Here is a 24,286-nt window from a genome sequence, read left to right as displayed (position 1 = left end):
ATTTTACCAAATCCACCGGAGGCGAGAGGCTTGCAAGCAAGTCTAGCCAATATTTGTCATTTCATTGATCGTAAAGTTTTCTACTGCTCCATCGGTAGCAACCAGGTAATCCTGTAGATGCTGGTTGCTCATATGAATTTGCCATAACTCACGAGACTGCCAGTTTTCATAAAACATAAAGTGAGCTGGGTTTTGATTATCCTGGTGTAAATCGTAATTGATACAACCTTCTTCTTGCCGGGTAATATCAATCAATTTTTCCAGTTCTTTTTTAACCAGCTCAACCTTATCTGATTTGGCAGTAATATTAGCAACAATAGTTAACCTAGCCATTTAAAAACCCCACAATATTTTTATAACAAATTAATTTTTAAAAACCTTCCAGAACCATTTTTCCAATAGCCTGACCTGATTCCAACTCGCCATGCGCTATTTTCAGGTTTTCTGCACTGATTTTTCCAAAATTTTTTGCAATAGTAGTTTTTACAAATCCTGAATCCACTAGCTCTGAAAGCTGGTTTAACAACTGCCCTTGCTGGTCAAGGTCATCTGCATTAAACATGGAGCGAGCAAACATAAATTCGATATGAAATGATAAACTCTTCAGCTTTAACTTCATTACATCTAACGGTTTTTCCGGATCATCAATTATGGCAATTTTTCCAAATGGCTTTAGCAGATCAGGATAACTATCAAAGTAATGATCCGTACCATTAAGACTGGCAATATGGCTAACCAGGCCAATATTCAAAGCCTCAATTTGCGGCTGTAACGGCTGGCTATGGTCAACCACATAATCTGCACCAAGCTTTTCAACCCACTGACGGGAACTTTCGCGAGATGCTGTTGCAATAATTGTTGCGCCAGTAATAGCTTTAGCCAATTGAATTAAAATTGAGCCGACACCACCGGCAGCTCCTATGACCAGAATGATTTCTTCAGACTTAGCCTTAGCGCCCGTTGCTTGCTGCTTAAGATTCAAATGTTCAAACAACAGCTCCCAGGCGGTAATTGCAGTCAAAGGCAAAGCAGCGGCTTCTGCAGCAGAAATACTTTTAGGTTTATTTCCAACAATACGCTCATCGACTAACTGATATTGTGCATTGCTGCCCTGCCGATTTAAGTCACCCGCATAATAAACGGCATCACCCGGTTGAAACTTCGACACAGCATCACCCACGGCAACGACTTCACCTACTGCATCCCAACCAATCACTTTATGCTGGTTATTCTCTGGCGAGAAACGTTGGCGAATTTTGTAATCTACCGGATTGACCGCAATCGCTTTCACCTTCACCAGCAAGTCACGCCCCTGAGCTACCGGCTGTTCCAGCTCAATATCGATCAGAGATTGCGACTCAGAAATTGGCAATGACTTCAAATAACCTACTGCTTTCATAAAACGCTCCAGATATTTAATTGATAGTGAAAGGTGCAGTGCATTTAATAACTGGCACTCAGAATAGCGTTTGATTACTTGCTTAAAAACAGCATAATTAGAGAAACTTTATCAAATAATTTTTGACAATATGCTGTTACAAGATCTGCAGGTCATACTGAAAGTTGCTGAGTTTCGCAGCATTACCGCAGCAGCAGCCAGTTTGGATATGCGTACTGCAACTGCCAGTGCGGCGGTTAAACGCGTAGAACAATCCCTTGGGGTCGATTTGTTTATTCGCACCACTCGGCATTTGAGGTTATCGAGTGCCGGTGAACGCTACCTACCCAACTGCGAACAAGCTCTGCAGATGCTGGAGCAAGCCCAGCAAAATGTGAAAGATGATCTGGATATAGTGGATGGAGAGCTTCGAATCGCTTTGTCTTCTGACCTGGGAAGGAACCTTGTCATTCCATGGCTGGATGAGTTTATGGAGAACTACCCTTCACTTAGCCTTCGGGCACATATCAGCGATAGTAATATTGATTTTTATCGAGACTCAGTCGATATCGCGCTAAGGTATGGCTCCCCAACTGATGCCAATCTTTATGGTTTTAAAATTTGCGATGTCCCCGGCATTCTCTGCGCCACACAGCAATATTTGCAACAACATGGCACGCCAAAACATCCCCATGATTTGGTCTCGCATAATGGTTTGTTTTATCAGCTACACGATATTATTAATAATGTCTGGAAATTCAATAAAGATGACAAGGAATACAAGATTAAAATGACAGGAAACCGGGCTTCTAACGATGGAGACCTGGTACGTCGCTGGTGTGTAGCTGGCAAAGGAATTGCTGTTAAATCCTGCCTTGATGTCGCCGCAGATTTATTAGAAGGGCGCCTGGTCAACGTAATGCCAGAGTTTCAACCAAGAGTGACCGAGCTATGGATCATTTGCCCCAGCAGACAATCCATTACACCCGCGGTCAGAATGCTGAGAGATATGATGAAATATAAATGCGAAGAAGTTATTAACGACCTGGTGGAAAGTGGCTTGTTAAATAATCCATAATAATTTCGCCAGATTTTTCTCTCCCGAAATAATAATTGCATTCTGTTTAAATTGTTTAGCCAGTTCAGTTGCTCGTGATTGAGAAATATTACAAATAAAGTAACCCAACTCTGTGCTCCAGCTTTCACTGGCAGGAACCCCATCGCCCGGCAAGGTTGAAAAGCCACCATCAGTGATCACTTGCAGCAACTGCTGGTTAGCCCTCTGATTCTCAGCATCTGCCTGCAACTCAGATTTTGGATTGTAAGCTGTAATAATCGCCCAGCAATTAATCGATTGCTTTTGACAAACAATAAACCCTACCAATAAACCCTACCAACCATAATTTTACTTATCGTCGGTAAAAAAACTTCTATTTCTTTTTCGATTGCAAGTGATTTAATCTCTTGCAACCGTTAAAGTTTGTAGGCGTACCAATAACAGCGCCACACATAATTCTACTTATAATTAGAGACATTCTATTTATATCAAAAACCACCACAATTTACAGATCGCAATGACTACCAATAACAACGCCAGAATGACAGCAGAATGACAGCGCCACCCATAATTCTATTTATAATTAGAGGCATTCTATTTATATAAAAAAACCACCACAATTTACAGATAATTCTGATTAAACCTTTTCTTTTTAAGCTGTTATTAAAAAGCCTAAGCAGCAGAAACACCGGACATGCCCGGCAAGTTAAACATACAGGTTTTATTAGCAGTATTAGCTGGAGTTTTTCGGTGGCGGTTGGCTTGCTCGCCAAACTTGTGTTTGTTGCTTCACTCTTGCCTTGAACGCACTGAGGCTTAAATAACTACCAACCGCATGGGCAAATGCTCGAACATTCGAAAGCGCTTTGCTTTGACCGCTCATGGTTTTAGCCCACCAGACTGCGGTGGTATCAATTTTTAGTCTGTCAAAAATAGGTGGCAGCTGGCTATCCATTTGATATTTTTTATCACTGCGTACCATTCGGGCACTAGCATCAACCAGCTCCAGATAATCATTCAATGAAAATGGTAAAGGTTTTTTATTTACATGTGACTTATGGGCTTTATTCTTTGAATTAGTGCTATCTGAAAAAGGTTTCAACAGAGCAAACTGATAACCATGGCGCTGATTTTTAGCCGCTTTTTTATTATTTTTTGTACGGCCTGATTTAGAATCCACTTCTGCCAACTCAGTTTCGACTCTTGCTTGAATGGACGTGTAATCCGATGTTTCTGGTGTTTTAGCTATGCCCGCTCGCAAAGGATTGAGGTCAACATAAGCCATGCAAGTCAGCAACGCTTGCTCATCGAGCAGCGCCTGAGCTTTAAAGCGGCCTTCCCAAAAACGCCCTTTGCAATTATCTTCGGCATTGGCCAACCGAGCCAGTGGTTCATTAATCGATTTCATAAACCAACTAATCGAATACAACCGCTTGCGATATTCTTCAGCTCTGGCTTCAACATAATGAATTTCAGCTTCGCTGAGTAAAAGACGCTTTTGTGAGCTGAGGTATTTTTTAACCAACGGCTCGGCATCGAACACTTTGGTATATTGCAATAATATCTGGCGCGCACTCCATTTATTGGCTCGTGCAACATCGACATAAAGCACCAAATGATAATGATTGCTCATCACGGCATAAGCCGCCACATCAATCGAAAATGCCCGAGTTAACCGATCAATTCGGTCGACAATCCATTGGCGACGATGATCATAATTTTTTCGAAGCTCAGGCACAATTGTCGGATCTTCACCACACAACCACCCTCGCCTAACGCATCTTGAACAGGCATGCACATATGGATTCGACTTTGGGTCAAACAAGATCGCACGGGGTGCTGGCATAATAGAAAAGGAAAGCTTTTTACAAGCATCCACTCCAACTCATTTCAGTGGTTGGTTGATGTTAACTGGAATAGATTTGTTTTTGAAATCAAATGTTTTTAAGTAGCAGCGTGATTATAAATAAATTTGTGGGTGGCGCTTTATTTCTTTGAGCTTTATTTTTTGGCGCTTTATTTTGATGAATTTTAGTCCATTAAAATATTCGACCAAAAGTAACCATTCAGCACAATTTAATATAAAAATCGCTTGACAGGTTTTTTTGATATTTTCCCGAATTTAAGCACCTCTTTCAGAATACCACTTAAACGCCGCATTAAACTGCTATTAACACACCTGATTATCAATGTTTTTTGCTCAGAATAGCGCATCAGCATTCCGCTTCTAAAAAGTCGCCACAGTAAGCCTCAGAGACAAAAAAACCACCCTGAAAACCTGTGCGATAATAACCGCATGGACTCAATCGAAATTAATAAAACCATCGCTGAAACCGAGCGATTGTTAGCCAAAAGCAAAAGCTTACCGCCCGAACTGGTGGCGATGGTTCGTATGCTGATGCTCGTCGGTAAGATATTGCTTGATAGCAAAGGGCTAAACAGCAAAAACTCCAGCATTCCGCCATCGGCAGATCCTAATCGAGAAAAGAAATCGCGCGCCAAAAGCAATAAAAACCCAGGCGGGCAGCCTGGCCATAAAGGCAGTAATTTATCACCGGTGAATGACCCAGATGAAGTGCTGGATATTACGATTGATCGTAGCCAATTGCCGAAAGGAAAATACCGTGTTGTTGGCAGTGAAAGCCGCCAAGTAGTTGATGTTCGTATTACCCGATATGTCACCGAATATCGGGCGCAGATTCTACAAGACGAGCAGGGTAACCAGTTTGTTGCTGAGTTTCCGCAAGGGGTCACTCGGCCAATACAATATGGCAATGAGTTTAAAGCCAACGCGGTTTATATGTCGAGCTACCAGCTGATTCCTTATGAACGGACTCAAAAGCACTTCGCTGAGATATTGGATGCGCCAATCAGCACCGGTAGCCTTGCCAATTTTAATCAGGAAGCTTTTCATCGACTGAAGCCATTTGCTCAGTTAGTACCGGCTATTTTGCGTGCTGGAGATTTGATTCATGCCGATGAAACCGGCGTCAATATCAATGGTAAACGAAAGTGGCTACATGTCGCGAGCAATGACCGCTGGACGTGGATTGAAGCGCATGAATCAAGAGGTATCGAGGCAATGGAAGCGATCGACATCTTGCCTAAATTTACCGGTTTATTGGTACACGATCACTGGAAAAGCTACTACCGATTTGTGCTGTGCTTGCATGTATTGTGTAACGCCCATCATGTACGTGAATTGGCGCGAGCCCATGAGCAAGATGGCCAGCAGTGGGCCAAAGCAATGGAAGATCTGCTTTATGAAATGAATACAGCAGTCAATGAGGCGGGGGGTGAGTTGGATGAAAAGCAGTGTCAAAAATGGGTGAAGCGATATCGAAAAATATTAAAAGCAGGTGATCGGGAATGCCCGGCACCTGAGCCAAAAAAAGCGGATAAAAAAGGTCAATTAAAACGAGGGAAATTAGCACGAAGTAAATCGAGAAATTTATTAGAACGGCTGCGGGATTTTGAAGCAGACGTGCTGCGGTTTATGAGTAATACCCGAGCACCGTTTACCAATAATCAGGGTGAACGGGACTTCCGTATGAGCAAGGTTCAGCAGAAGATATCAGGCTGCTTCCGCTCATGGGATGGCGTGAAAGCGTATTGCAGAATCCGGAGCTATATATCGACCTGCCAAAAACATGGGGTCGGTGTTGGGGAGGCTTTGTCGTTATTATTTGCGGGTAAATGGCCGGACTTTATTCAGGAGAAATTGGATCGGTTGGTGTGACATGCTGAATGGTTACGACCAAAATATAGAAAGATCTTAAATGTCGTTGGCAAAAAAATCAGCTACCAATGCTAGCCCGCAGATCTGAAATAGTTATAAACAATTTGTTTTCAGTATCTTGAAATGCAGTAAAACCATATTTTTTATAAAAGCATTCAACACCATCTTTAGCATCAACGATAACAATAGGAAAGGCTACAGCCTCACAGGCCATCAACAATTTTTTTAATGCATCAATAAGCAACCATTCACCATAGCCATTACCTTTATATCGTTGGTCAACAGCAAGTCGTGCGATTAAGCCGCCAGAGCTGACATTCTGATGTTTCTTTTGTAATTTTATTGGTAACGATGTTAAATCAATTGGTGTCATAGTCAGCGTATAGTAACCAATAATATGCTCCGTACATTTAGCATCTTCAAGAACAAAAGTACGCGTATTATCTTTCTTGGCCTGCTGACTAGCCATTATTCTGAGATAATTATTTAGAGCATCAATACCACAATCAAAATGATGACGGTCGTGTTTGCTTTTGTCTAACTGTACCGTCTGCATTATTAGTTTTTGTCCTTGTAACGATCAGCTGCCTGTTGCAAACGTTGGTTAACTTTAGCTGGCCCATCAAGTGCATCCATGAGCATCATGGCATCACGTTGGCTGAGCTTAAGTGTTCGTTCACGCTCCATAATCTGTTTTGCTTTTTCAACAGCAGCACTAAGAACAAATGAGTTAATACTAGACATGCCAGCGATAGCTGCTGCCTGCGATAGTAGTTCTTGAGTATCAATGTCTACGCGGGCAGTGATACGAGGTAAAGCAGTTGCCATAGTTGCCTCCATAAGTGTCAAACTGGCACGCGATGAGTATAGTATGGCTGCCAGATGCTGGCAATTTTTGTGACACTTTGGCACGCGAATTCCTCTAGATCAATCCTCACAGATAAGCTCTTGCCATTAGCTAACAGTTATCGTTAAATGGTTTTATTCAGTTTGATATGCCACGTATGACGCACAAACAGGTGATCCAAAACCATTGACGTAGGTTTTCCTGCAGGGAACTTTCACCCCATTAGTTCATGTCTATGCCGGGCGTACACAAAAAAACCATGCGACCGCACTCTGCTGCGCATGATTTGAACGTTATGTTTCAAAACCACACAAAGGAGTGTAAAAATGAAAATAGGGATGATTTTAGGTTTATCACTGTTGAGCTTTTCTGCAATTGCTGATCCAACAATATTTGGTATGGATTTAGGTAAGACAACAGAAAAAGATTTAAGAGAATTGTACGATGTTAGACATACGGGAACAAACAAATACAGTGGTGGCAATATGTATTCCATACCTACAAGCGAGATAAAGTTTGACGGATTAAAGGAAGTCACAACTATATTTGATATAAACCATAAGCTAATTGCAGTGTTGACAACACTTCCTAAATCAAAGTTCGGATACGTTAATAAAGCATTAGGAAAAAAATACAAACAAATAAGCAGCAAGATTCCATTTGTCGGAAACAAATCAGTTAAATACAGAAATGAAGGAACTGAAATCACTCTTGATGCCCCTCATATGAGCTTTGATATGTCTATGAATTATATTAGAGATGATCTCATGCGTTCATTTAAAAAACAGTCATCAAATGAACGGCGTAACAAACAGGAAAGCGAATCCTCACAACTTTAAAACATAATAAATAAGGATAGGTGTCGCGCAGCCGACATCTATTCGAGCGTTGAATAATAAACTCTACCAATTATAATTTTACTTAATAAAGCTATAGAGAATAGAATTAAATGTTATATCCAAAAGCTTTGAATATTGGTGACAAAATTGGCTTTTTCTCACCATCTTCACCTGCAACAGTATTTGCTCCAAATCGCTTTCAACGGGCAAAGTCTTTCTTAGAATTTAAAGGCTTTGAATTAGTATCAGGCTCGCTCACAGGCAAGTCAGACAACTATCGATCAGGTTCAATCCAAGCGCGAGCAGAAGAGCTAAATCAACTCATTAGAGATCCTAGTGTGCGTTGTATTATGTCAACAATCGGTGGTAGCAACAGTAACGCATTACTGCCTTACATTGATTATGAAGCACTGAGAAATGACCCGAAAATAATCATCGGCTATTCAGACGTAACGGCTTTGCTGTTGGGTATTTATGCCCAAACAGGACTCATCACTTTTTATGGTCCTGCTTTAGTTGCTTCATTTGGCGAATTTCCGCCTTTGGTTGATGAAACTTTTAATGCTTTCATGGAAATCCTATCCTGCGAATCTAATCACCATTCATATTGTATGCCCCAGGTATGGACAGACATTAAACATAACTGGGAAGCTCAAGATTCAGCAAAACCAACCTACCAAAATGAATGGAAATTCCTAGGTAAAGGGACAATTAAAGGGCGTATAATCGGTGGTAATTTAAATACTATGGCAGGAATTTGGGGCAGCCAATATATGCCAGAAATTCAATCTGGTGATATCTTACTTATTGAAGATTCTCTGAAAGGTATTGAAACTGTCGAGCGTTCATTCGCTCATCTATTAGCTTGTGGTGTATTCGATAAAGTTGGAGCAGTTGTGTTGGGCAAGCATGAATTGTTCGACGATAAAGGAACTGGGCGAACGCCACTAGATGTTTTACTAGAAGTATTAAATAGTAAAGTTGTGCCCATACTCTGTGGCTTCGACAGCTGCCATACGCACCCAATGCTAGTCACCCCGCTAGGTATTCAAGCCGAAATTGATTTTGATAACCTGTCATTTAGCCTTCAAGAACGGTGGGTGTCAGCAAACTAATCAGCCAGTCAATTGGTTTTAACTCTAGGCATTTAAGTTTATTCAGAGATCAAAATCATGGCGTTATGTGGATAATTAAAAACAGAAGTCTTATACGATATGACTTCTGGCGTTGCTAGATATTAGTAGCGCCTGTGGTAAAATGATGCCTTAGCGTCAATCAACTAACCATGAGCCCCCTTCCCCCCATGGACAAAGACCTTAGTACAGCGACAGAAGCCTTGAACAGTATCCCTAAATTTCTAGAAGCTTTTCAAGGCATCCTGGAAAATCCTTCAGCCTGGGTAGTATTGGTTGGTTTTTTATTTTGGAGCCTACTAAAAAAGGACTCCTCTCACCTATTTGATTTAGTAGAACGGAAAAAGAAGAATCGACTGAAAGATATCGAAAATTACATTAGCAATGCAGAATGTGCGTGTAACGATTCTCTGCCAGTGATCAAAGACCTACGCGATGCATATTACTTCGAATCCGCCACAGGAATTTATGCAGAGAAGCTTGAAAGAAAAAAACTTATTAATCTCTATAACTCTACATCTATCGAAATAAATTGGATTACAATAAAAAGAGCTACGCCATATTTTGAAACATCGAGCAGCGATGACATACAAATCAAAGAATTTACGAAAATAGACAAGCTCAGCTACTGGTACAATTGTTTCTCTGGAATTTTATTGTTTATATCGGCGGCACTACTATTGCTTTCTTTTTTGTTTTCTGATGACAAAAACCTCGTAAAAACTGCTGCATTCTCTATATCATTCATATTTATCATTCTATTTGCACTCTTTTTGACAGCACAAAACTGGCCTGCAAACGCTGCAAAGAAAATCAAAGTCACATTGAAAAACAAAGCACTAAACAATGATTCTAATTGCGTTTAAGTCAATATTTATTCCCGCCACTTAATCGAACAACCCATGCTAGGTATTTGCTGTTCTGGTCCGCGACCGGTTGCTGCAATCATCTGCATTGCATTGACTAGCTCAGGTACTCTGCTGCTTGCTTCACCCATGCCTTTATTGTCAAAGCGGCCGCGATATTGGAGCTCACCCTGTGCATTAAATCCAAAAAAGTCTGGCGTACAAACTGCATTATATTGCTGGCCAATTTTTTGGCTTTGATCAACCAAGTAGGGAAAGTCAAAATGGTACTTTTGTGCAAAGCGTTTCATATTTTCAGGTGAATCTTCTTCAAACATTTGATAGTTGTTAGACATGACTGCCAGCACTTGAATACCTTCACTCATCAGCAACTTTTTATCTGTCGCGAGCGAACTTGCAATCGCTTGAACATAATAAGGACAGTGATTACAAACAAACATCACTAGCAGACCTTTTTCACCGAGATGATCACTCATAGTAAATGCTTCACCATCAGCATTTTGCAAAGTAAAGTCCGGTGCTTTCCAGCCAAAGTCACAATTTGTGGGTATCTAACAGCATAAAAACTTATTTTGTAAAATATTCGGTAAAAGTCGTACTGACCGTTGTTGCCGACCAGCACAGATAGATAAAATGAAGCCTGCTTTAAAACCCTTCCAAAACAATCTTTCCGATTGATTGGCCAGATTCAAGCTGCTGATGCGCCATTTTCAGATTCTCAGCATTGATTTTTCCAAGGTTTTTTCCAACAGTGGTTTTAACGTATCCCTGATCAACCAATTCAGCTAACTCGCTTAATAATTTACCTTGCTCATCAATATCGACTGCATTAAACATGGAACGAGCAAACATAAACTCAATATGTAATGAAAGGCTTTTCAGTTTCAGTTTCATTACATCTAGTGGGCCTGGATCGTCAATCATGGCGATTTTTCCAAACGGCACCAGTAAATCTGGGTAACCATCAAAATAGCTGCCGGTACCATTAAGGCTGGCGATATGCGTGATTAAGCCAATATTTAAAGCTTCAATTTGTGACTGCAGCGGCTGGCTATGATCAATCACATGATCGGCACCTAACTGCTTTACCCATTGCTGTGAACTTTCACGCGAGGCGGTTCCAATAATCGTTGCACCAGAAATGGCTTTAGCGAGTTGAATTAAAATAGAACCCACGCCGCCAGCGGCCCCTATCACTAAAATAATTTCATTGGATTTTTTATTTTCAGTCGGTGACTGCTTTTGAATATTTAAATGCTCAAACAACAATTCCCAGGCGGTAATTGCTGTTAACGGTAATGCAGCCGCTTCAGCATCAGATAAACTCGTCGGCTTTCTGCCAACAATTCGCTGGTCGACCAATTGGTATTCAGCATTACTGCCCTGACGGTTTAAATCACCGGCGTAATACACCGCATCGCCCGGTTTGAATTTTGATACCTGCTCGCCAGTCGCAACCACTTCACCCACCGCATCCCAACCGATGACTTTATATTGGCCATTTTCACCGGCGACTCTTTTACGAATTTTACAATCTACCGGATTGACCGCAATCGCTTTCACTTTAACCAGTAAATCGTGGCCGGTGGCAACTGGTTGCTCTAGCTCGATATCAAGCAAAGATTCAACATCAGTAATCGGTAGAGATTTAAGATAGCCAACTGCTTTCATAATATTTATCCTATTGGGTCTTCAACGATACTTCAGATCAATGACTCCAATAGTAGATCCTGATTACCTAACCAGAAACAGCACAATAGAAGAAACATTATCAAAAATTATTTGGCAATATGTTGTTAGAAGACCTGCAAGTGATACTCAAAGTCGCCGAATTCCGCAGTATCACTGCCGCTGCAGCCAACTTGGATATGCATATTACTACTGCCAGCGCAGCCGTTAAACGGGTTGAGCAGTCGCTAGGTGTCGAGCTATTTGTTCGTACCACACGTCATTTGAGGCTTTCCCATGTCGGCGAGCGCTATTTACCTAATTGCCAGCAAGCACTGCAAATGCTCGAACAGGCGCAGCAGAATGTGAAGGAAGACTTGGATGTGGTTGATGGTGAATTACGGGTTGCGCTGTCATCTGATTTAGGTAGGAATTTGATTATTCCATGGATGGATCAGTTTATGGATGATTACCCTTCGCTCAGTCTGCGCACTCATGTTAGCGATAGTAATATCGATTTTTACCGTGATTCAGTCGATATCGCCTTACGCTACGGCTCACCAAAGCATCCACATGATTTAGCTTCGCATAATGGGCTTTTTTATCAGTTGCACGACATTATTAATAATGTCTGGAAGTTCACTAAAGACGGCATCGAATATAAAATTAAAATGAACGGAAACCGTGCTTCTAACGATGGTGATTTAGTGCGGCGCTGATGCGTTGCAGGCAAAGGCATTGCAGTAAAATCCTGCCTCGATATTGCGGCAGATTTACTAGAAGGGCGTGTGGTGAATATCATGCCAGAATTTCAGCCAAGACTAACTGAGCTGTGGATTATTTGCCCTAGCCGGCAGTCGATCACACCGGCGGTTAGGTTACTCAGGGATATGCTGAAAAATAAGTGTAAAAAAATTTTGCAGAAGTTAGTTGAGAAGGGGATGTTGCACACAGTAAGTTAATTTTTTAACTGCAAATAGCCACGCCGATCACAAAAACTAGATTATGTATCGGCGTGGTATGCATTACCAACATTAATGCCCGGTATTTTTAGGACTATAAGCACTGACAATAAAATGCTTGTAGGATTTTTGAATATTTAGTTCACCTATCATTTCTGAAACCATTTGAACTAGTTCGTTTCTATCTCGTAAAGAGATCATTCCATAATTGGGATCAAAATAAACACAGTTTCCATCGGGCATGGCTGAGCAAGTAATCGCATGACTACTCCCTTTGGAAGCAAGAGAAATTAAATACGAACTTGCATCGGGTGTTTTTAATGCACTCAACAACTCTTCAGCTGTTGACACTTTTTTCTCATACACCTGGGAATAATTTGGCTGTAACAACATTGCAGCAAGAGTATGGTGCGTTATATTAGATGTTCTAGTGACTGCCTGCGATTTTTGGTATCCTCTAATTTTTCCGCGGCCAACATTAGAAACATATAAATTAGTAAACTGATCTATATCATTGCTACACTCTAAAAAATATAATGATAAGCCAAAACAATAACCCTCTTTAGCATCATTATTAAACAATTTTTCTGCTACCCGGGTTAACCCTCCCCCCCCTCTAAAGTAACCATAGTTTTTTCTTTGCGAAAACGCGACACTGTATCCGTTATGTCGTGCGCTTATTTCACGGAACTTATCTGCTTTAGTGACCATATACAGCTACTACTAAATTATGGTATTTCCAGAATCATACCAATAATTTCTGCTTTAATTTTTGAACCACTACCATTTTTATAGTTAGTATAAGGAAAATGCATCAAAAGGCATATTATGATCATTAAGTGGTTTATTTTTAATAAAAATACAACTGATTGTCATTAAAATATATTGAAAATATTGTTTAATACTCAGACTTTCCAATTGAAATATCAATTCAACCAAAGCAACTCAAGAAGATTAGCAACACCTGAAACTGTAATAACGTTTTGCTTAAATTATTTCGCCAATTCAGCTGCTTGTACCTAGGAAACATTACAGATAGAAAAGCCATGTTCGATATTCCAATGACTATCATACGGCAGCCCATCTCCAGCCATCACAATCAACCCAAGTGCTTTTATCTGATTCAACAACTGCTTATTTGCTATGCGGTTTTCAACATCACTTAGCGCAATCGAGCCAAGTTTTATGACCAAGCCACTTATTAAGATGCAGAATTCAGCTGGAGTTATAAGCGCCATTAGGCGAAGCATTAATTGACACCTCGCCTTCAGCGCTTTGATTTTATGCACTCAAAGGTGACCAATGGCATTGACTCTCATTTGATAATCGTTATCATTTGCATTAGTTGATAACGACGAGTCAGTTATGTCTTCTCTTTCCAAAAAACTGTTGAAAGATTGCAGCAAACACCCCGACAAGCCAAAGGGCAAGTTGGGTAAGAAGCTGTTGTCCCACGAGTTGGCGTTATCGGAGCTATTGCCAATGATTAGTCAGCTGGCCGACAGTAAAGAGAAGCAGCAACAAGCCGCTGAAATGCTCATTCAATTACTGGCCCCCAAAGCCAGCAGCAAACACCAGCAAGCATTGGCGCTACAACTTTCTGCATTAGGATTGGGTCAACCTCAACCTGACACTACCCCAGTTGTTAAAGCCCCTGCCCAAACTAAGTTGAAGCTGGTTGAAGCATCTGAGAGCTTTGCCAGCAAACCTTTCAAAAACAAACCTTGCTCCAGCTGCCCGGCATTGTGTGGCGGTTTATGTAAATGCGCACTTAAGCGTGCTAGCAACAACCGCCCTCAATCCTCTGCTATTGCCAGCTAAAGCTAGCTAAAAACTAATCAAATAAATATTTGAAATTTATAATGCTAGTATTTTATTGGAAACACATTCAATAGATTGAATAGACAATAAAAAAAGGCAGTGAAGTATCTTCACTGCCTTTTTTATTAATAATTTTTTTATCTGCTATTTCTTGGCTTATTCGGTTTACGTGACTTATTTTTTGCCGGGCGTGATGTCGGCTTGCCAGCAGTCGCAGCTGCATTGCGCCCGCCTCGTGACGCCGGTTTACCCGATGAACGACCACCTGCAGGTTTGGAACCTGGCTTACCACGCGCTTGCTCAGATGGTCGACCATTACGCTGACCTGCTCGCTCTGAGCGATCGCCTTGTTCTTTTGAGCGTTGGCCTACCGGCGATCCAGAACCCGAATGGCGATTGCTACTTTTTTTATTGGGTGATGCTTTTTTAGTTTGAGTACGGGTACCTGGCGCTGCTTCAGAAGAAGAGTGCTCAATCGATTTAGAAATTTCTTGTAACTCTTTTTCAGTTAAATCACGCCAGTCGCCAACCGAAATTCCCTTCAGGCTGATGTTCATGATTTTAGTTCTTTCAAGCTTGGTCACTTGAAAATTAAAATGATCACACATGCGACGAATTTGTCGATTTAACCCTTGAACTAAAACAATTTTAAAACTGCTATTAGAAACCCGCTCAACTTTACATTTTTTAGTCATGGTGCCAAGAATTGGAACACCACCGGCCATGCCTTTAATAAAATCATCGGTAATCGGCTTATTGACCGTCACAATATATTCTTTGTCGTGACTATTACCGGCGCGCAAAATCTTATTAACCAGATCACCGTTGTTGGTCAGGAATATCAATCCCTGAGAGTCTTTATCCAATCGGCCAATCGGGAAAATACGTTTTGTGTGGCCAACAAAATCAACCACATTGTCTCGCTCAGCCGCTTCGGTAGTACTGACAATGCCAACCGGCTTATTTAGTGCAATAAATACCAGCTGTTCTTGATCCCACGGTTCAATTTGCTGGCCATTAACCTTAACCAAGTCACCGGGCGTGACCTGATCGCCCACCTGAGCACGCGTGCCGTTAATATATACATTGCCCTGCTCGACAAAACGATCCGCTTCGCGGCGTGAACAAATGCCACTTTCACTGATGTACTTATTAAGACGAATCGATGGTTTGGAAAAGGCTGAACTAGGCATGCAACATCCGGGCTGAAGTTGGCCAGCTGAAGCAAGTTATCTCCAGGCCGAGCCAGCAGGTTAAAAACAGCCGCAGCCTAACATTTTTCAGCCATGCCAGAAATATTTTGCTTATCGCAAGTGACCTAATGCAGATGAGCTGTCTTCTATTGAATCAGGCTTGTCGCAATCAAGCTAGGAAAGGCGGTCGATCAACTGCTGTGCCTGTCGTTTTATCAAGCCTTGGCCATATTGCCTTGCTCGCTTAGCTAGGTTAATTGCTTGGCTAGGTTGCCCCATTGCTTGCCGCACCCACGCTAACTCCAACCATAATTCAGCGTTACGATTATCAATAGTGAGTGCTTGCTCAAGTGTCACTGCTGCCGACTGAAAATTACCGGCAGCCTTGGCTGATCTTGCTTGAGTTAATAACTGCTGAATCGCCGGTTGGTTACTCACTGGCCGATCTTCTGAAGATTGCGGTGATGAAGCGTCGGGAGCAGGAGTAGGCCGGGGAGTTGGAGACGTGTCAGGATAAATAATCTCACCAGAACGGCTCCCTCTGTTGTCGCCAGAACTACTGTCGGTACCAATAATTCTATAATCGACGCCACCACAACCCGCTAAAAATGATAGGGCGATAGTGAACACTAACTTTTTAACAAACTTAAACTGCTGCATGAATGGCTTCCGATAAAATAAAATCTGTATAAGAGCTCATAAATAACGGGCTAGGTTGAAGTCTTAACCACCCAACAAATCACCTAGCCGATCCAGAATTCCTCGGCGGCAGTTTACTGATTGCTGCGGCATTTGCCCAACCGGGGTCGGTAGCTGCTGAACATTTTTACATCCTTTAGCCAAACGACCTTTCGCATCGACGGGAATCATCTGCAATCCATCAGGTAATGGTTGATCATTGTGAGTCATCACTAACGGATCCATCAACCCTTGCCAGATCTTTAATGCACCCGAACTTCCGGTAAGTCCGGCAGGTTTATTATCATCTCGCCCCAACCACACCAGCGCTAACAAATTACCGCTGTAACCGGCAAACCAACTATCTCTTAAATCATCGGTGGTTCCGGTTTTTCCGGCAATTTGGTATTTTTTATAACGCCAACTCAAGCCGCGTGCAGTTCCCGTTTTCACTACCTGTTGCAACGCATGATTCAATTGATAAACCGATTTTTCATCAAATCGTTGTCCGGTTTCCAGTGGATAACGATTGAGTGAAGCGCCTCGATGGTCAGTAACTGCTAACACACTCCGCAACGGGCTATAAAAGCCACCACCAGCGATGGTTTGATACATTTGCTGCATTTGCCATGGCGTGTAGCTAACACCACCTAGCAATAAAGAAGGGTAAATTCTCTCAGGCAATTGCAGCCCCAATCGCTGCAAACTATCGGCAACCATTGGCATACCTAAATCTAACCCAAGCCGAACGCTGGCTAAATTGAGCGAGTCCGCCAAGGAATTTTCTAGCATTACCTTGCCATGTATTTTTTTGTCGTAGTTGGCAGGCTGCCAAGTTTCACCATTGGTCATTTTTAGTGAAACTGGCTGGTCATCAATTAATTGATAGAGCGGCATACCTTGCTCAAGAGCCGCTAGATAAATTGCCGGTTTTAATAAAGAGCCTACTGGCCTGCGTGCTAACAAAGCACGATTAAAACCCTTTTGAAAACTGTCTCTGCCTGGCACCAACGCCAGCACTTCAGCACTCTGGCTATCACTCACCAGCACTGCACCCTGCAAGCTAGCTTTAGTGATTTTCTTTTGTCGTTCCAGCCGCGTTAAACCGTTATTCAATGCCTTTTCAGCTTGCTGCTGAATCATAGGGTTCATTGCGGTAAATATCTGCAAACCTTGTTGCTTTAAATCTTGCTCTCGATAATCTTCTGCCAGCTGTTGCTTGACCAACTGCAAATAGCCCCAATGTTTTTTTGGTTGTGGCTTTGAAGCAAGACCTAACGGCTGGGCTTGATAACGATTTAATTGCCCCTGAGTCAGCTTTCCTTGTTCAGCCAGTAACTTAAGCACTAAATTACGTCGCTCAAGCGCCCTATCAGGATGGCGGCGTGGATTGTACCAAGAAGGCCCTTTAACCATTCCAGCGAGCAACGCTAGCTGGTCGATATCTAATTGCTCTAGTGGCTGGCCAAAATAAAATCGTGCCGCCAAGCCAAAACCATTAATACTGTTTTGCCCCTGCTGCCCTAAATAAACTTCATTCAGATAACTTTCTAGAATTTCAGCTTTGGAATAATGCCACTCCAGCAAGAGTGCCATCATGGCTTCTTGGGCTTTTCGGCTTAACGTTCGTTGATTGGTCAGAAACAGGTTTTTCACTAATTGTTGGGTCAGCGTACTACCGCCCTGGCGAGTTTTACCTGAGCTAATATTGACCCACAGCGCACGGGCAATGCCTTTTAATGAGATACCAAAGTGCTCGTAGAAATCCCGATCTTCAGTCGCCAACAGTGCTTCGACCAATAAAGTGGGCACCTGCTTGAGTTGCACCAATTGCCGATCTTCCCGATGCGCCGGATAGATTCCACCAATCATTAGCGGTTCTAGCTGAACCAGCGCGCTTCCAGAATCAGTTTTGAATCGACGAATTGTCTGGCTGGCAAAATTCATTCGCACCAGTTCAGCCGTTTGCTTGCCATTCCAGCCATTAAAGCCACGGGTTTTAATCTGCAGGCTGGTGGATTTACCGCAGTATTGGCCAACTCGAGGATAGTCACCGGGACAAGGTCGATAACCTAGTTGCTTTAAATGACTGACTAACTGAGCACGCGATAACCCAGCACCTTGATAGAGTGAAACCGGCTTGGCGTAGACATGCGACGGTAGCGACCAACGTCGTCCTTCAAAGCGCTGACGAATCTGCGCATCGAAGTAAACCAGTAGCACAGTAACTAATACCGCAGCAATTAAGAGTAGTTTGGCAAAAAGACGTAACAAAGGTTGGATACAGTTTGTAGCAGAAAGCAACAGGCTATTCAGTCCAGCGCACCATCACAACTGTTTTTTAACAAATCGTTCAATTTTAAGCCCTTGCAAAGCCACGTTTATTCATCGCATGATAATTGGCTCTGTGATTGGCAAAGGAACGGACGCCGATGCCCCCGATTCACTGGACATTTTTATTACTGGTTAACTTGGTAATGATTTTGTTGCTTTACCGCTATCAACGACAAGCGAAACGTTTTAGAAAAGCTGCTGTCAGATTGGATCAGCTGCCTTTGCCAGTGCTGAGGCTTGATCTGGACCAATTGCAGATAGAAAAATTTCTCTCTGGTGGGAGCCAAGCGCTAATCTGCCAGATCAAAAAACATCCGCATATTGCTGAACAGATATTAGAGCGAAATGCTTTTCGCTCGGTTAATCCTGCAGCACGCAAACACTGGCAAGGTAATTTACCGCTTGAGCAGTTATTGGCAAAAGATCAACTGGCGAAATTAATTGAATGCACTAGTCATAACAGCAAAATACCGCTCGATTGCCTGCTGCCCAATCAGCGACAACCCAGTCAGCCACGGCCAGCACATTTGTATGTTTCTAGCCTACATCCGAACCGTCATCTGACGGCGATTGTCGTTCCGGTCGCTGACAACATGATCGATATGGCTGAAATCGCCTGACTTGCCTGACTATTAGTACGTGCATTGTCGCAATTAAGTTATCAGAATCAGCCGTTAACACGATTTAGATGAATATTGATCTGGTTCGAATACGAAAGTTTGTCAAGACAGGTATAATGCTGCTCGTCCTGACCGGGACAAGAAAAACCCTGCAAATGAGAAGTTTGTCAAAATCATATGGATGGAAAAAGTGCGTTCATCCTTTGGCAATGCTCGAACAGGACTCGTTTTAGATCCCATTTAGCAATAACTGCTGGCACGGATAGCCTTCGTGATGGCAGGTTGTTGGTTGTGTAAAACCGGAGAAGAAAAACAGATGGCTCGTCATTTGCGCCGCAATTTCAAAAAACAACAGAAATTAATGGCACGCGGAGTGCTCCAAAAACATGTTAGTGATGGCCCGCATACTGAATGGTTAGGTATGCCTGAGTACTGGATCCACAAATTGACGGTTGACGATAAAGAGTTCACCTATTTTGCCAATACACCAGATCTGGGTATCAACGAAGGTCAAACTCTGGTTTTCCGTTATCAGGAAACGACTAAAGATTTGCGAATTGAAAAGCGCTCTCTGGCTGTAGCTGTCGACCCAAGCGAATACGCTTAATTTTATACCCAACCACTCCAAGGTGCAGGATTCAGCACACTTTGGAGTAGTTTGGGTGTACATCTGCTATCGCATAGCTAAGGCTCGCAGGCTTTATGTATTTAATTATTTTTTAAATACATAGCCCTGCGAACTAAAGCGTTTAAAGTTGTTCCTATTTTTTACTTCTTTATTTTTCTTGTTCTTTAGCCTTCTATCGCTTGATAAATCTCAATCGAGGCTTATTTCTTTTTTCGAAAAAATTAATCCCCTCTGCTTTACTACAAATTGCCTTTAGGTCAGTTATTACCTGAAATAATGAGCCAAATCTGACTTTGACCTTCTGCCACAAAACTCAAATAGACCACTATTCAAACAATAACAACAAGTTACCTATAGTGGCACGATCTATGCTTTTCGATAATTGCCAAATCATAAAAACCGAAAAGGAATTTCCCATGCCAACACCTTGTTATATCGCCATTGAAGGCAAAACCCAGGGCAACATTACTGCCGGTGCGTTCACTTCAGACTCGGTCGGTAATATTTACGTTGAAGGCCATGAAGATGAAATGCTGGTGCAAGAGTTTGATCATGTGGTCACGGTACCGACTGACCCACAATCAGGGCAACCTGCAGGCCAAAGAGTTCATAAACCTTTTAAATTTACCGTTGCATTAAACAAAGCTGTTCCATTGATGTACAACGCTTTGGCGTCTGGAGAAATGCTGCCAAAAATTCAGCTACGGTGGTATCGTACTTCAGTTGAAGGTAAACAAGAGCACTTTTTTACTACTACATTAACTGATGCAACTATTGTCGATGTTGATTGCAAAATGCCGCACTGCCAAGATAGTAATAAAAAAGAATTCACCCAACTTATTCAAGTTTCGGTGGCATATCGAAAAATTGACTGGGAACATACAGTAGCAGGCACATCTGGTGCTGATGACTGGCGTACGCCGGTAGAAGCTTAAACAAAAGGGGCTTTCCGAAGAAATAGAAAGCCCTTTTTTAAAAATTTAAAGCAGCCAAATGTTCATTTAGTTCTTCAGACTTTGCACGCTTACAAAACACTTCAATGGATTTCTTTTTAATTACCGAATTTCTTATGTGACCAAATTCATCCTGAATTTTTCTATTTTCAATTCTGTAGCTGGCAATCTCATAACCTTTTTCAACAAATGTTTTTAACGCTATTCTTTCCAAGGCATCAATAGAAGAAAAACCATAAAAATATAAAATGAAATTCACTGGATTTTGATGAAACATGCAGTTTACATTTACATCTGAGAGCGTTTCTAATACGGCAACCTGCTCACTCTTTTTTGATGGGTGCATTATCGGACTAGGTGTCCCAAAATAATCATAAGGATTATGATTTCTGTTCGTTGCAATAGAAAATCTTCGATTCCAACACTGCTTGCATACTGCATGAGCACAAGCTTCTCGAAAAAACTTATCTTGCGAAGGCGTTGCACCTAAAAATATAACATCTTTTACTTTGTCATTAATTAAAGGCATTGCATTGGCGCATCTCAGGCACTCCCAATCATCTCCACTTGGTAGATAACCCCAGCCTTAACTTTTGCAGCAGCCTTTGGAGAGCCCTTGCCGCCTTTACTGTTACCCTTAAAGAAGTCCATTTCTTTTCCCTGTAACACTTACCTCTAACAAGATTAATTGAAATCCAGGCTATTACAGTGATGTGATTCATATTAAAAATGTGAATCACATAGGAAAGAAAGTCAGCAAGTACCGACCTTCAAAGCATTAACCACGATAAATACAACCACTGGTACAAGTTTCTTTAATTTCAATTCTGCTCAGTAGTGGCATTTGTGGTTTAAGCTGCTGCCAAATCCACTTACACAAGACTTCTGAGGTTGGATTTTCTAGCCCAGGGATATCATTGAGGTAGTAATGATCTAATTGACTCCAGATCGGCTTAAAGGTGGCTTTAATTTCAGCAAAATCGATAATCCAGCCAGTTTTGGGGTCTGGCTCGCCTTCTACAACAATCCGCACTTGAAATGAGTGTCCGTGCAAACGTCCGCACTGATGACCATCGGGTACATGCGGTAATTTGTGAGCAGCTTCGAAAGTAAAATCTTTATAAATTTCCATTCAATTTGACCTGTCGCTTTTCCGAAAAACAGTCAGAAGCGCAATAATAAGTTAAGGGATATTGACCAGCTTATGCGATTGTAAATTTAATCGCCATTGCGGGTGACTATGGCAATAATCGATAGTTTGACGGGTGATTTGATCCTGATAAAGCGTTGAATTATTGTCAGCCGCTTTTGGATCGGCCATAGGAGTTAAGTAATAAATTTTGGCAGGGAAGTTAGCAAAATCTTCTGGTTTGATATTCTGCAACGGATAAACCAGTTTCAGTTCATCGCAATATTCCAGCACTATGTCTTTGGTTTTAGGGCTTAAACACAACCAGTCAATGCCCGAAGGTGCCGGCTGGGTGCCGTTGGTTTCAATGCCAATTTCAAAACCGACTTGATGCAATGCATCAACCAAAGCTTGGTCTAGCTGCAGCAATGGTTCACCACCAGTGATCACCACATAAGGCTTTTGCGAATTACCGGTATTAGCGGCATTTTCCGGCCAGAAACTTGCAATGTGATTGGCTAGCGTTTTTGCCGCTGTAAATTTTCCACCACCGGGGCCGTCAGTTCCCCGAAAATCAGTATCGCAAAAATGACAAGGTGACTCTGCTCGATGTTTTTCTAACCCAGACCATAAATTACAGCCAGAAAAACGACAAAACACCGAAGCTCGGCCGGTCATGGCGCCTTCACCCTGCAAGGTATAAAAAACTTCTTTAACGCTGTAGCTCATGGCAATACTTCCGAAATTATTCGTAAGTTAATGGGTCGATTTTCTGGTTCTGAGAAAACGCTTCTAAACGTTCAACGCAAGAGCCGCATTTGCCACAAGCCTTTTCGCGGCCATTGTAGCAAGTCCAGCTTTGGCCATAATCCAACCCCATCTCTAAACCTTCAGCTAGAATTTGTCCCTTGCTGACATCTAGATAAGGTGCTCGGATTTCTACCGGGTGATAATCACAAATTCTTGTCACATCACTGACTGCTTTTACAAATTCAGGGCGACAATCTGGATAAATTGCATGGTCACCCCCATGGGCACCATAAAACACTTCATCGGCTTTAAGGGAAATTGCATATCCGGTCGCTAGCGATAATAAAATCATATTGCGGTTAGGCACCACGGTCGACTTCATATTGTCTTCTTCATAGTGACCTTCAGCAACATCGATATCGCTCGAAGTCAACGAAGAACCCTGCAACAACTGATTGATTGCAGTGATATCCACCACCTTATGCTCAACGCCAAGTGCTTGGCATACTTCAGCGGCAACCACGAGTTCTTTGCTATGACGTTGGCCATAGTTGAATGACAACGCAAACGGCTGATAGCCCTGTTTGATCACTCGATGCAGCAAGGTAAATGAATCCATGCCGCCTGAATAAATAACAACTGCTTTTTTCATACTGGTCTAATTTCTCTTGCTCGTTTCTCTGCTGGCTGCTCTTGTTTAACTAAAATCGTTAACCAAGATTACCAGACACACAAAACCAGCGGATTAGCTATAAAGCTAACCGCTGGTAGATAAATAATACTTTAAAGAATCTGTCGGCCACTGCAAGCATTCGGTGACCAGAGGAAAGGGTTTGGCTACCTACTGATTTGAAATTGTCCAGTAGCTAACATCATTAAAATTAGAGATATTCCGGGGTTATTTCGTAAAAATCGTTAACGATTTTATGCCCTGAATCGGCTTCCTGACCATCTCGTACCAAATGACAGGTTTGCATGCCGGTTTCTGCTGCTGCATCTAACTCTTCAGCACTGTCTGAAATAAACAAAATTTCTGACGGCTTGAGCTTTAGTTTATTAGCAACTTGTTGGTAAGTATTAGTTTCAACTTTACAACCAATGTGCGTATCAAAATGGCCTGACACTACGTCTTGCAGATCACCATAACGACTGTGTTCCAGCATTAGCTTTTGTGCCATTACCGGTGCAGTTGATAATAAATAGCTGCGCACACCCACCAGCTTCCACTGGCGCAAATGGCTGGCAGAATCTTCAAATACCGGAAAGCTTAAGTCGCCTTTGATAAAGCCTTCAGCCCAAACTTGGCACTGCAACATTTTAAGCTGTGCTGATTTTTCATCCTGTTGAATCCAATGTACCAGTTGATCTGCCAATGCAGCTAAATTACCTGGCTCGATGTCAGCAGCATCTGCTAAAGCTTTCAAAGCGTGCGGAAGAGCATTCTTCGCAGCACGATCTGTCAGATAAGCTGACATCTGCTGGATCGAATAATCCTTAAGAGTCTTGTACACAAAGTCGACCGGACAAATCGTACCTTCTAGGTCAACCAGTAAAGCTCGAGTCATAAATCCCCCAAAACAGTATCTAACTACCCTGTCAGAACTGTGCCAGCATAGAAAAATTTCGGCTGGCCGGAAAAGAAGGGCGCATTATAGCGATAGAACACAAAAAAAAAAGCGGAGTTGTCATCT

At 42.1% G+C, this 24,286-nt stretch carries 29 protein-coding genes; 11 read left to right on the top strand and 18 right to left on the bottom strand.

Annotated features, from left to right (window positions below):
* Positions 1-42: 42 nt before the first annotated feature.
* Both DC094_RS21325 and DC094_RS21320 read right to left on the bottom strand, forming a co-directional pair.
* Positions 43-333, bottom strand: coding sequence for a putative quinol monooxygenase (locus DC094_RS21325; RefSeq protein WP_116689150.1), 291 nt, complete (start codon positions 331-333; stop codon positions 43-45).
* Between the two features lie 37 nt (positions 334-370).
* The gene (locus DC094_RS21320; RefSeq protein ID WP_116689149.1) at positions 371-1,399 is read right to left on the bottom strand and encodes a zinc-binding alcohol dehydrogenase family protein; all 1,029 of its coding nucleotides are present in this window, start codon (positions 1,397-1,399) and stop codon (positions 371-373) included.
* A 130-nt stretch (positions 1,400-1,529) separates the two neighbouring features.
* Here DC094_RS21320 and DC094_RS21315 point away from each other — a divergent pair, with 130 nt between their 5' ends.
* Positions 1,530-2,456, top strand: a complete 927-nt coding sequence (locus DC094_RS21315; protein WP_116689148.1) for a LysR family transcriptional regulator — start codon at positions 1,530-1,532, stop codon at positions 2,454-2,456.
* Here the strand turns inward: DC094_RS21315 and DC094_RS21310 are convergent.
* Positions 2,442-2,762, bottom strand: coding sequence for a DUF3293 domain-containing protein (locus DC094_RS21310; protein WP_116689147.1), 321 nt, complete (start codon positions 2,760-2,762; stop codon positions 2,442-2,444). The genes DC094_RS21315 and DC094_RS21310 overlap by 15 nt on opposite strands.
* A 406-nt stretch (positions 2,763-3,168) precedes the next feature.
* A complete protein-coding gene (locus DC094_RS21305; protein ID WP_133245656.1) occupies positions 3,169-4,314 on the bottom strand; it encodes a transposase in 1,146 nt (381 codons plus the stop codon).
* A 417-nt stretch (positions 4,315-4,731) separates the two neighbouring features.
* On the opposite strand from DC094_RS21305, the gene tnpC reads away from it, so the two are divergent.
* On the top strand, positions 4,732-6,174 hold the full coding sequence (gene tnpC, locus DC094_RS21300) for an IS66 family transposase (RefSeq protein ID WP_116689145.1): 1,443 nt from the start codon (positions 4,732-4,734) through the stop codon (positions 6,172-6,174).
* Between the two features lie 58 nt (positions 6,175-6,232).
* On the opposite strand, the gene DC094_RS21295 is transcribed toward tnpC, so the two are convergent.
* Both DC094_RS21295 and DC094_RS21290 read right to left on the bottom strand, forming a co-directional pair.
* A complete protein-coding gene (locus DC094_RS21295) occupies positions 6,233-6,730 on the bottom strand; it encodes a GNAT family N-acetyltransferase (RefSeq protein WP_116689144.1) in 498 nt (165 codons plus the stop codon).
* Positions 6,731-6,732: 2 nt separating this feature from the next.
* Entirely contained in the window at positions 6,733-7,002 is a 270-nt protein-coding gene (locus DC094_RS21290) for a type II toxin-antitoxin system TacA family antitoxin (RefSeq protein ID WP_116689143.1), read from the bottom strand.
* Between the two features lie 345 nt (positions 7,003-7,347).
* Between DC094_RS21290 and DC094_RS21285 the strand changes: the two genes are divergently transcribed.
* From DC094_RS21285 to DC094_RS21275, 3 genes are all read left to right on the top strand, one after another.
* Positions 7,348-7,860, top strand: coding sequence for a hypothetical protein (locus DC094_RS21285; RefSeq protein WP_116689142.1), 513 nt, complete (start codon positions 7,348-7,350; stop codon positions 7,858-7,860).
* Positions 7,861-7,970: 110 nt separating this feature from the next.
* The gene (locus tag DC094_RS21280) at positions 7,971-8,975 is read left to right on the top strand and encodes a S66 family peptidase (RefSeq protein WP_116689141.1); all 1,005 of its coding nucleotides are present in this window, start codon (positions 7,971-7,973) and stop codon (positions 8,973-8,975) included.
* 188 nt (positions 8,976-9,163) lie between these two features.
* Positions 9,164-9,859: a hypothetical protein gene (locus DC094_RS21275; protein WP_116689140.1), complete on the top strand. Its 696-nt coding sequence runs from the start codon at positions 9,164-9,166 to the stop codon at positions 9,857-9,859.
* 8 nt (positions 9,860-9,867) lie between these two features.
* Here DC094_RS21275 and DC094_RS21270 read toward each other — a convergent pair whose 3' ends face one another.
* Together DC094_RS21270 and DC094_RS21265 are read right to left on the bottom strand one after the other, a co-directional pair.
* Positions 9,868-10,365: a thioredoxin family protein gene (locus DC094_RS21270; RefSeq protein WP_241504107.1), complete on the bottom strand. Its 498-nt coding sequence runs from the start codon at positions 10,363-10,365 to the stop codon at positions 9,868-9,870.
* Positions 10,366-10,504: 139 nt separating this feature from the next.
* Positions 10,505-11,530, bottom strand: a complete 1,026-nt coding sequence (locus DC094_RS21265; protein WP_116689138.1) for a zinc-binding alcohol dehydrogenase family protein — start codon at positions 11,528-11,530, stop codon at positions 10,505-10,507.
* A 119-nt stretch (positions 11,531-11,649) separates the two neighbouring features.
* Between DC094_RS21265 and DC094_RS21260 the strand changes: the two genes are divergently transcribed.
* Positions 11,650-12,246 (top strand): LysR family transcriptional regulator, encoded by a 597-nt coding sequence (locus DC094_RS21260; RefSeq protein ID WP_255420953.1) that lies wholly within the window; start codon positions 11,650-11,652, stop codon positions 12,244-12,246.
* A gap of 18 nt (positions 12,247-12,264) precedes the next feature.
* Entirely contained in the window at positions 12,265-12,489 is a 225-nt protein-coding gene (locus DC094_RS22655; RefSeq protein WP_255420954.1) for a type 2 periplasmic-binding domain-containing protein, read from the top strand.
* Positions 12,490-12,561: 72 nt separating this feature from the next.
* Here the strand turns inward: DC094_RS22655 and DC094_RS21255 are convergent, their stop codons facing one another.
* Both DC094_RS21255 and DC094_RS21250 read right to left on the bottom strand, forming a co-directional pair.
* The gene (locus tag DC094_RS21255) at positions 12,562-13,200 is read right to left on the bottom strand and encodes a YopT-type cysteine protease domain-containing protein (protein WP_116689137.1); all 639 of its coding nucleotides are present in this window, start codon (positions 13,198-13,200) and stop codon (positions 12,562-12,564) included.
* Positions 13,201-13,508: 308 nt separating this feature from the next.
* Positions 13,509-13,739, bottom strand: coding sequence for a DUF3293 domain-containing protein (locus DC094_RS21250; RefSeq protein WP_116689136.1), 231 nt, complete (start codon positions 13,737-13,739; stop codon positions 13,509-13,511).
* Between the two features lie 115 nt (positions 13,740-13,854).
* On the opposite strand from DC094_RS21250, the gene DC094_RS21245 reads away from it, so the two are divergent.
* Entirely contained in the window at positions 13,855-14,310 is a 456-nt protein-coding gene (locus tag DC094_RS21245; protein WP_116689135.1) for a hypothetical protein, read from the top strand.
* 137 nt (positions 14,311-14,447) lie between these two features.
* Here DC094_RS21245 and rluF read toward each other — a convergent pair whose 3' ends face one another.
* The 3 genes from rluF to mrcB all read right to left on the bottom strand — a co-directional run bounded on the left by rluF (position 14,448) and on the right by mrcB (position 18,455).
* Positions 14,448-15,503, bottom strand: a complete 1,056-nt coding sequence (gene rluF, locus DC094_RS21240) for a 23S rRNA pseudouridine(2604) synthase RluF (RefSeq protein ID WP_116689134.1) — start codon at positions 15,501-15,503, stop codon at positions 14,448-14,450.
* A 174-nt stretch (positions 15,504-15,677) separates the two neighbouring features.
* Positions 15,678-16,163, bottom strand: coding sequence for a tetratricopeptide repeat protein (locus DC094_RS21235; protein ID WP_116689133.1), 486 nt, complete (start codon positions 16,161-16,163; stop codon positions 15,678-15,680).
* A 63-nt stretch (positions 16,164-16,226) separates the two neighbouring features.
* A complete protein-coding gene (gene mrcB / locus DC094_RS21230) occupies positions 16,227-18,455 on the bottom strand; it encodes a penicillin-binding protein 1B (RefSeq protein WP_158527422.1) in 2,229 nt (742 codons plus the stop codon).
* Positions 18,456-18,613: 158 nt separating this feature from the next.
* Between mrcB and DC094_RS21225 the strand changes: the two genes are divergently transcribed.
* The 3 genes from DC094_RS21225 to DC094_RS21215 all read left to right on the top strand — a co-directional run bounded on the left by DC094_RS21225 (position 18,614) and on the right by DC094_RS21215 (position 20,698).
* Entirely contained in the window at positions 18,614-19,135 is a 522-nt protein-coding gene (locus DC094_RS21225) for a hypothetical protein (protein WP_116689131.1), read from the top strand.
* Between the two features lie 274 nt (positions 19,136-19,409).
* Positions 19,410-19,742, top strand: a complete 333-nt coding sequence (locus tag DC094_RS21220; RefSeq protein WP_241504105.1) for a hypothetical protein — start codon at positions 19,410-19,412, stop codon at positions 19,740-19,742.
* A gap of 437 nt (positions 19,743-20,179) precedes the next feature.
* The gene (locus DC094_RS21215; RefSeq protein ID WP_116689171.1) at positions 20,180-20,698 is read left to right on the top strand and encodes an Hcp family type VI secretion system effector; all 519 of its coding nucleotides are present in this window, start codon (positions 20,180-20,182) and stop codon (positions 20,696-20,698) included.
* Positions 20,699-20,735: 37 nt separating this feature from the next.
* Here the strand turns inward: DC094_RS21215 and DC094_RS21210 are convergent, their stop codons facing one another.
* The 5 genes from DC094_RS21210 to mtnC all read right to left on the bottom strand — a co-directional run bounded on the left by DC094_RS21210 (position 20,736) and on the right by mtnC (position 24,160).
* Positions 20,736-21,245 (bottom strand): hypothetical protein, encoded by a 510-nt coding sequence (locus DC094_RS21210; protein ID WP_116689130.1) that lies wholly within the window; start codon positions 21,243-21,245, stop codon positions 20,736-20,738.
* Between the two features lie 249 nt (positions 21,246-21,494).
* Positions 21,495-21,848 (bottom strand): 6-carboxytetrahydropterin synthase QueD, encoded by a 354-nt coding sequence (gene queD / locus DC094_RS21205; RefSeq protein ID WP_116689129.1) that lies wholly within the window; start codon positions 21,846-21,848, stop codon positions 21,495-21,497.
* A gap of 51 nt (positions 21,849-21,899) precedes the next feature.
* Positions 21,900-22,574, bottom strand: coding sequence for a 7-carboxy-7-deazaguanine synthase (queE, locus tag DC094_RS21200; protein ID WP_116689128.1), 675 nt, complete (start codon positions 22,572-22,574; stop codon positions 21,900-21,902).
* Positions 22,575-22,590: 16 nt separating this feature from the next.
* Entirely contained in the window at positions 22,591-23,247 is a 657-nt protein-coding gene (queC, locus tag DC094_RS21195) for a 7-cyano-7-deazaguanine synthase QueC (RefSeq protein ID WP_116689127.1), read from the bottom strand.
* Positions 23,248-23,476: 229 nt separating this feature from the next.
* Positions 23,477-24,160, bottom strand: coding sequence for an acireductone synthase (gene mtnC, locus DC094_RS21190; RefSeq protein WP_116689126.1), 684 nt, complete (start codon positions 24,158-24,160; stop codon positions 23,477-23,479).
* Positions 24,161-24,286 lie beyond the last annotated feature (126 nt).

Origin of the sequence: Pelagibaculum spongiae, assembly GCF_003097315.1 — a bacterium.
GTDB classification, from domain to species: domain Bacteria; phylum Pseudomonadota; class Gammaproteobacteria; order Enterobacterales; family Pelagibaculaceae; genus Pelagibaculum; species Pelagibaculum spongiae.
The sequence above is the reverse complement of the archived record's forward strand: the minus strand, read 5'-3'. Positions and strand labels throughout refer to the sequence as shown.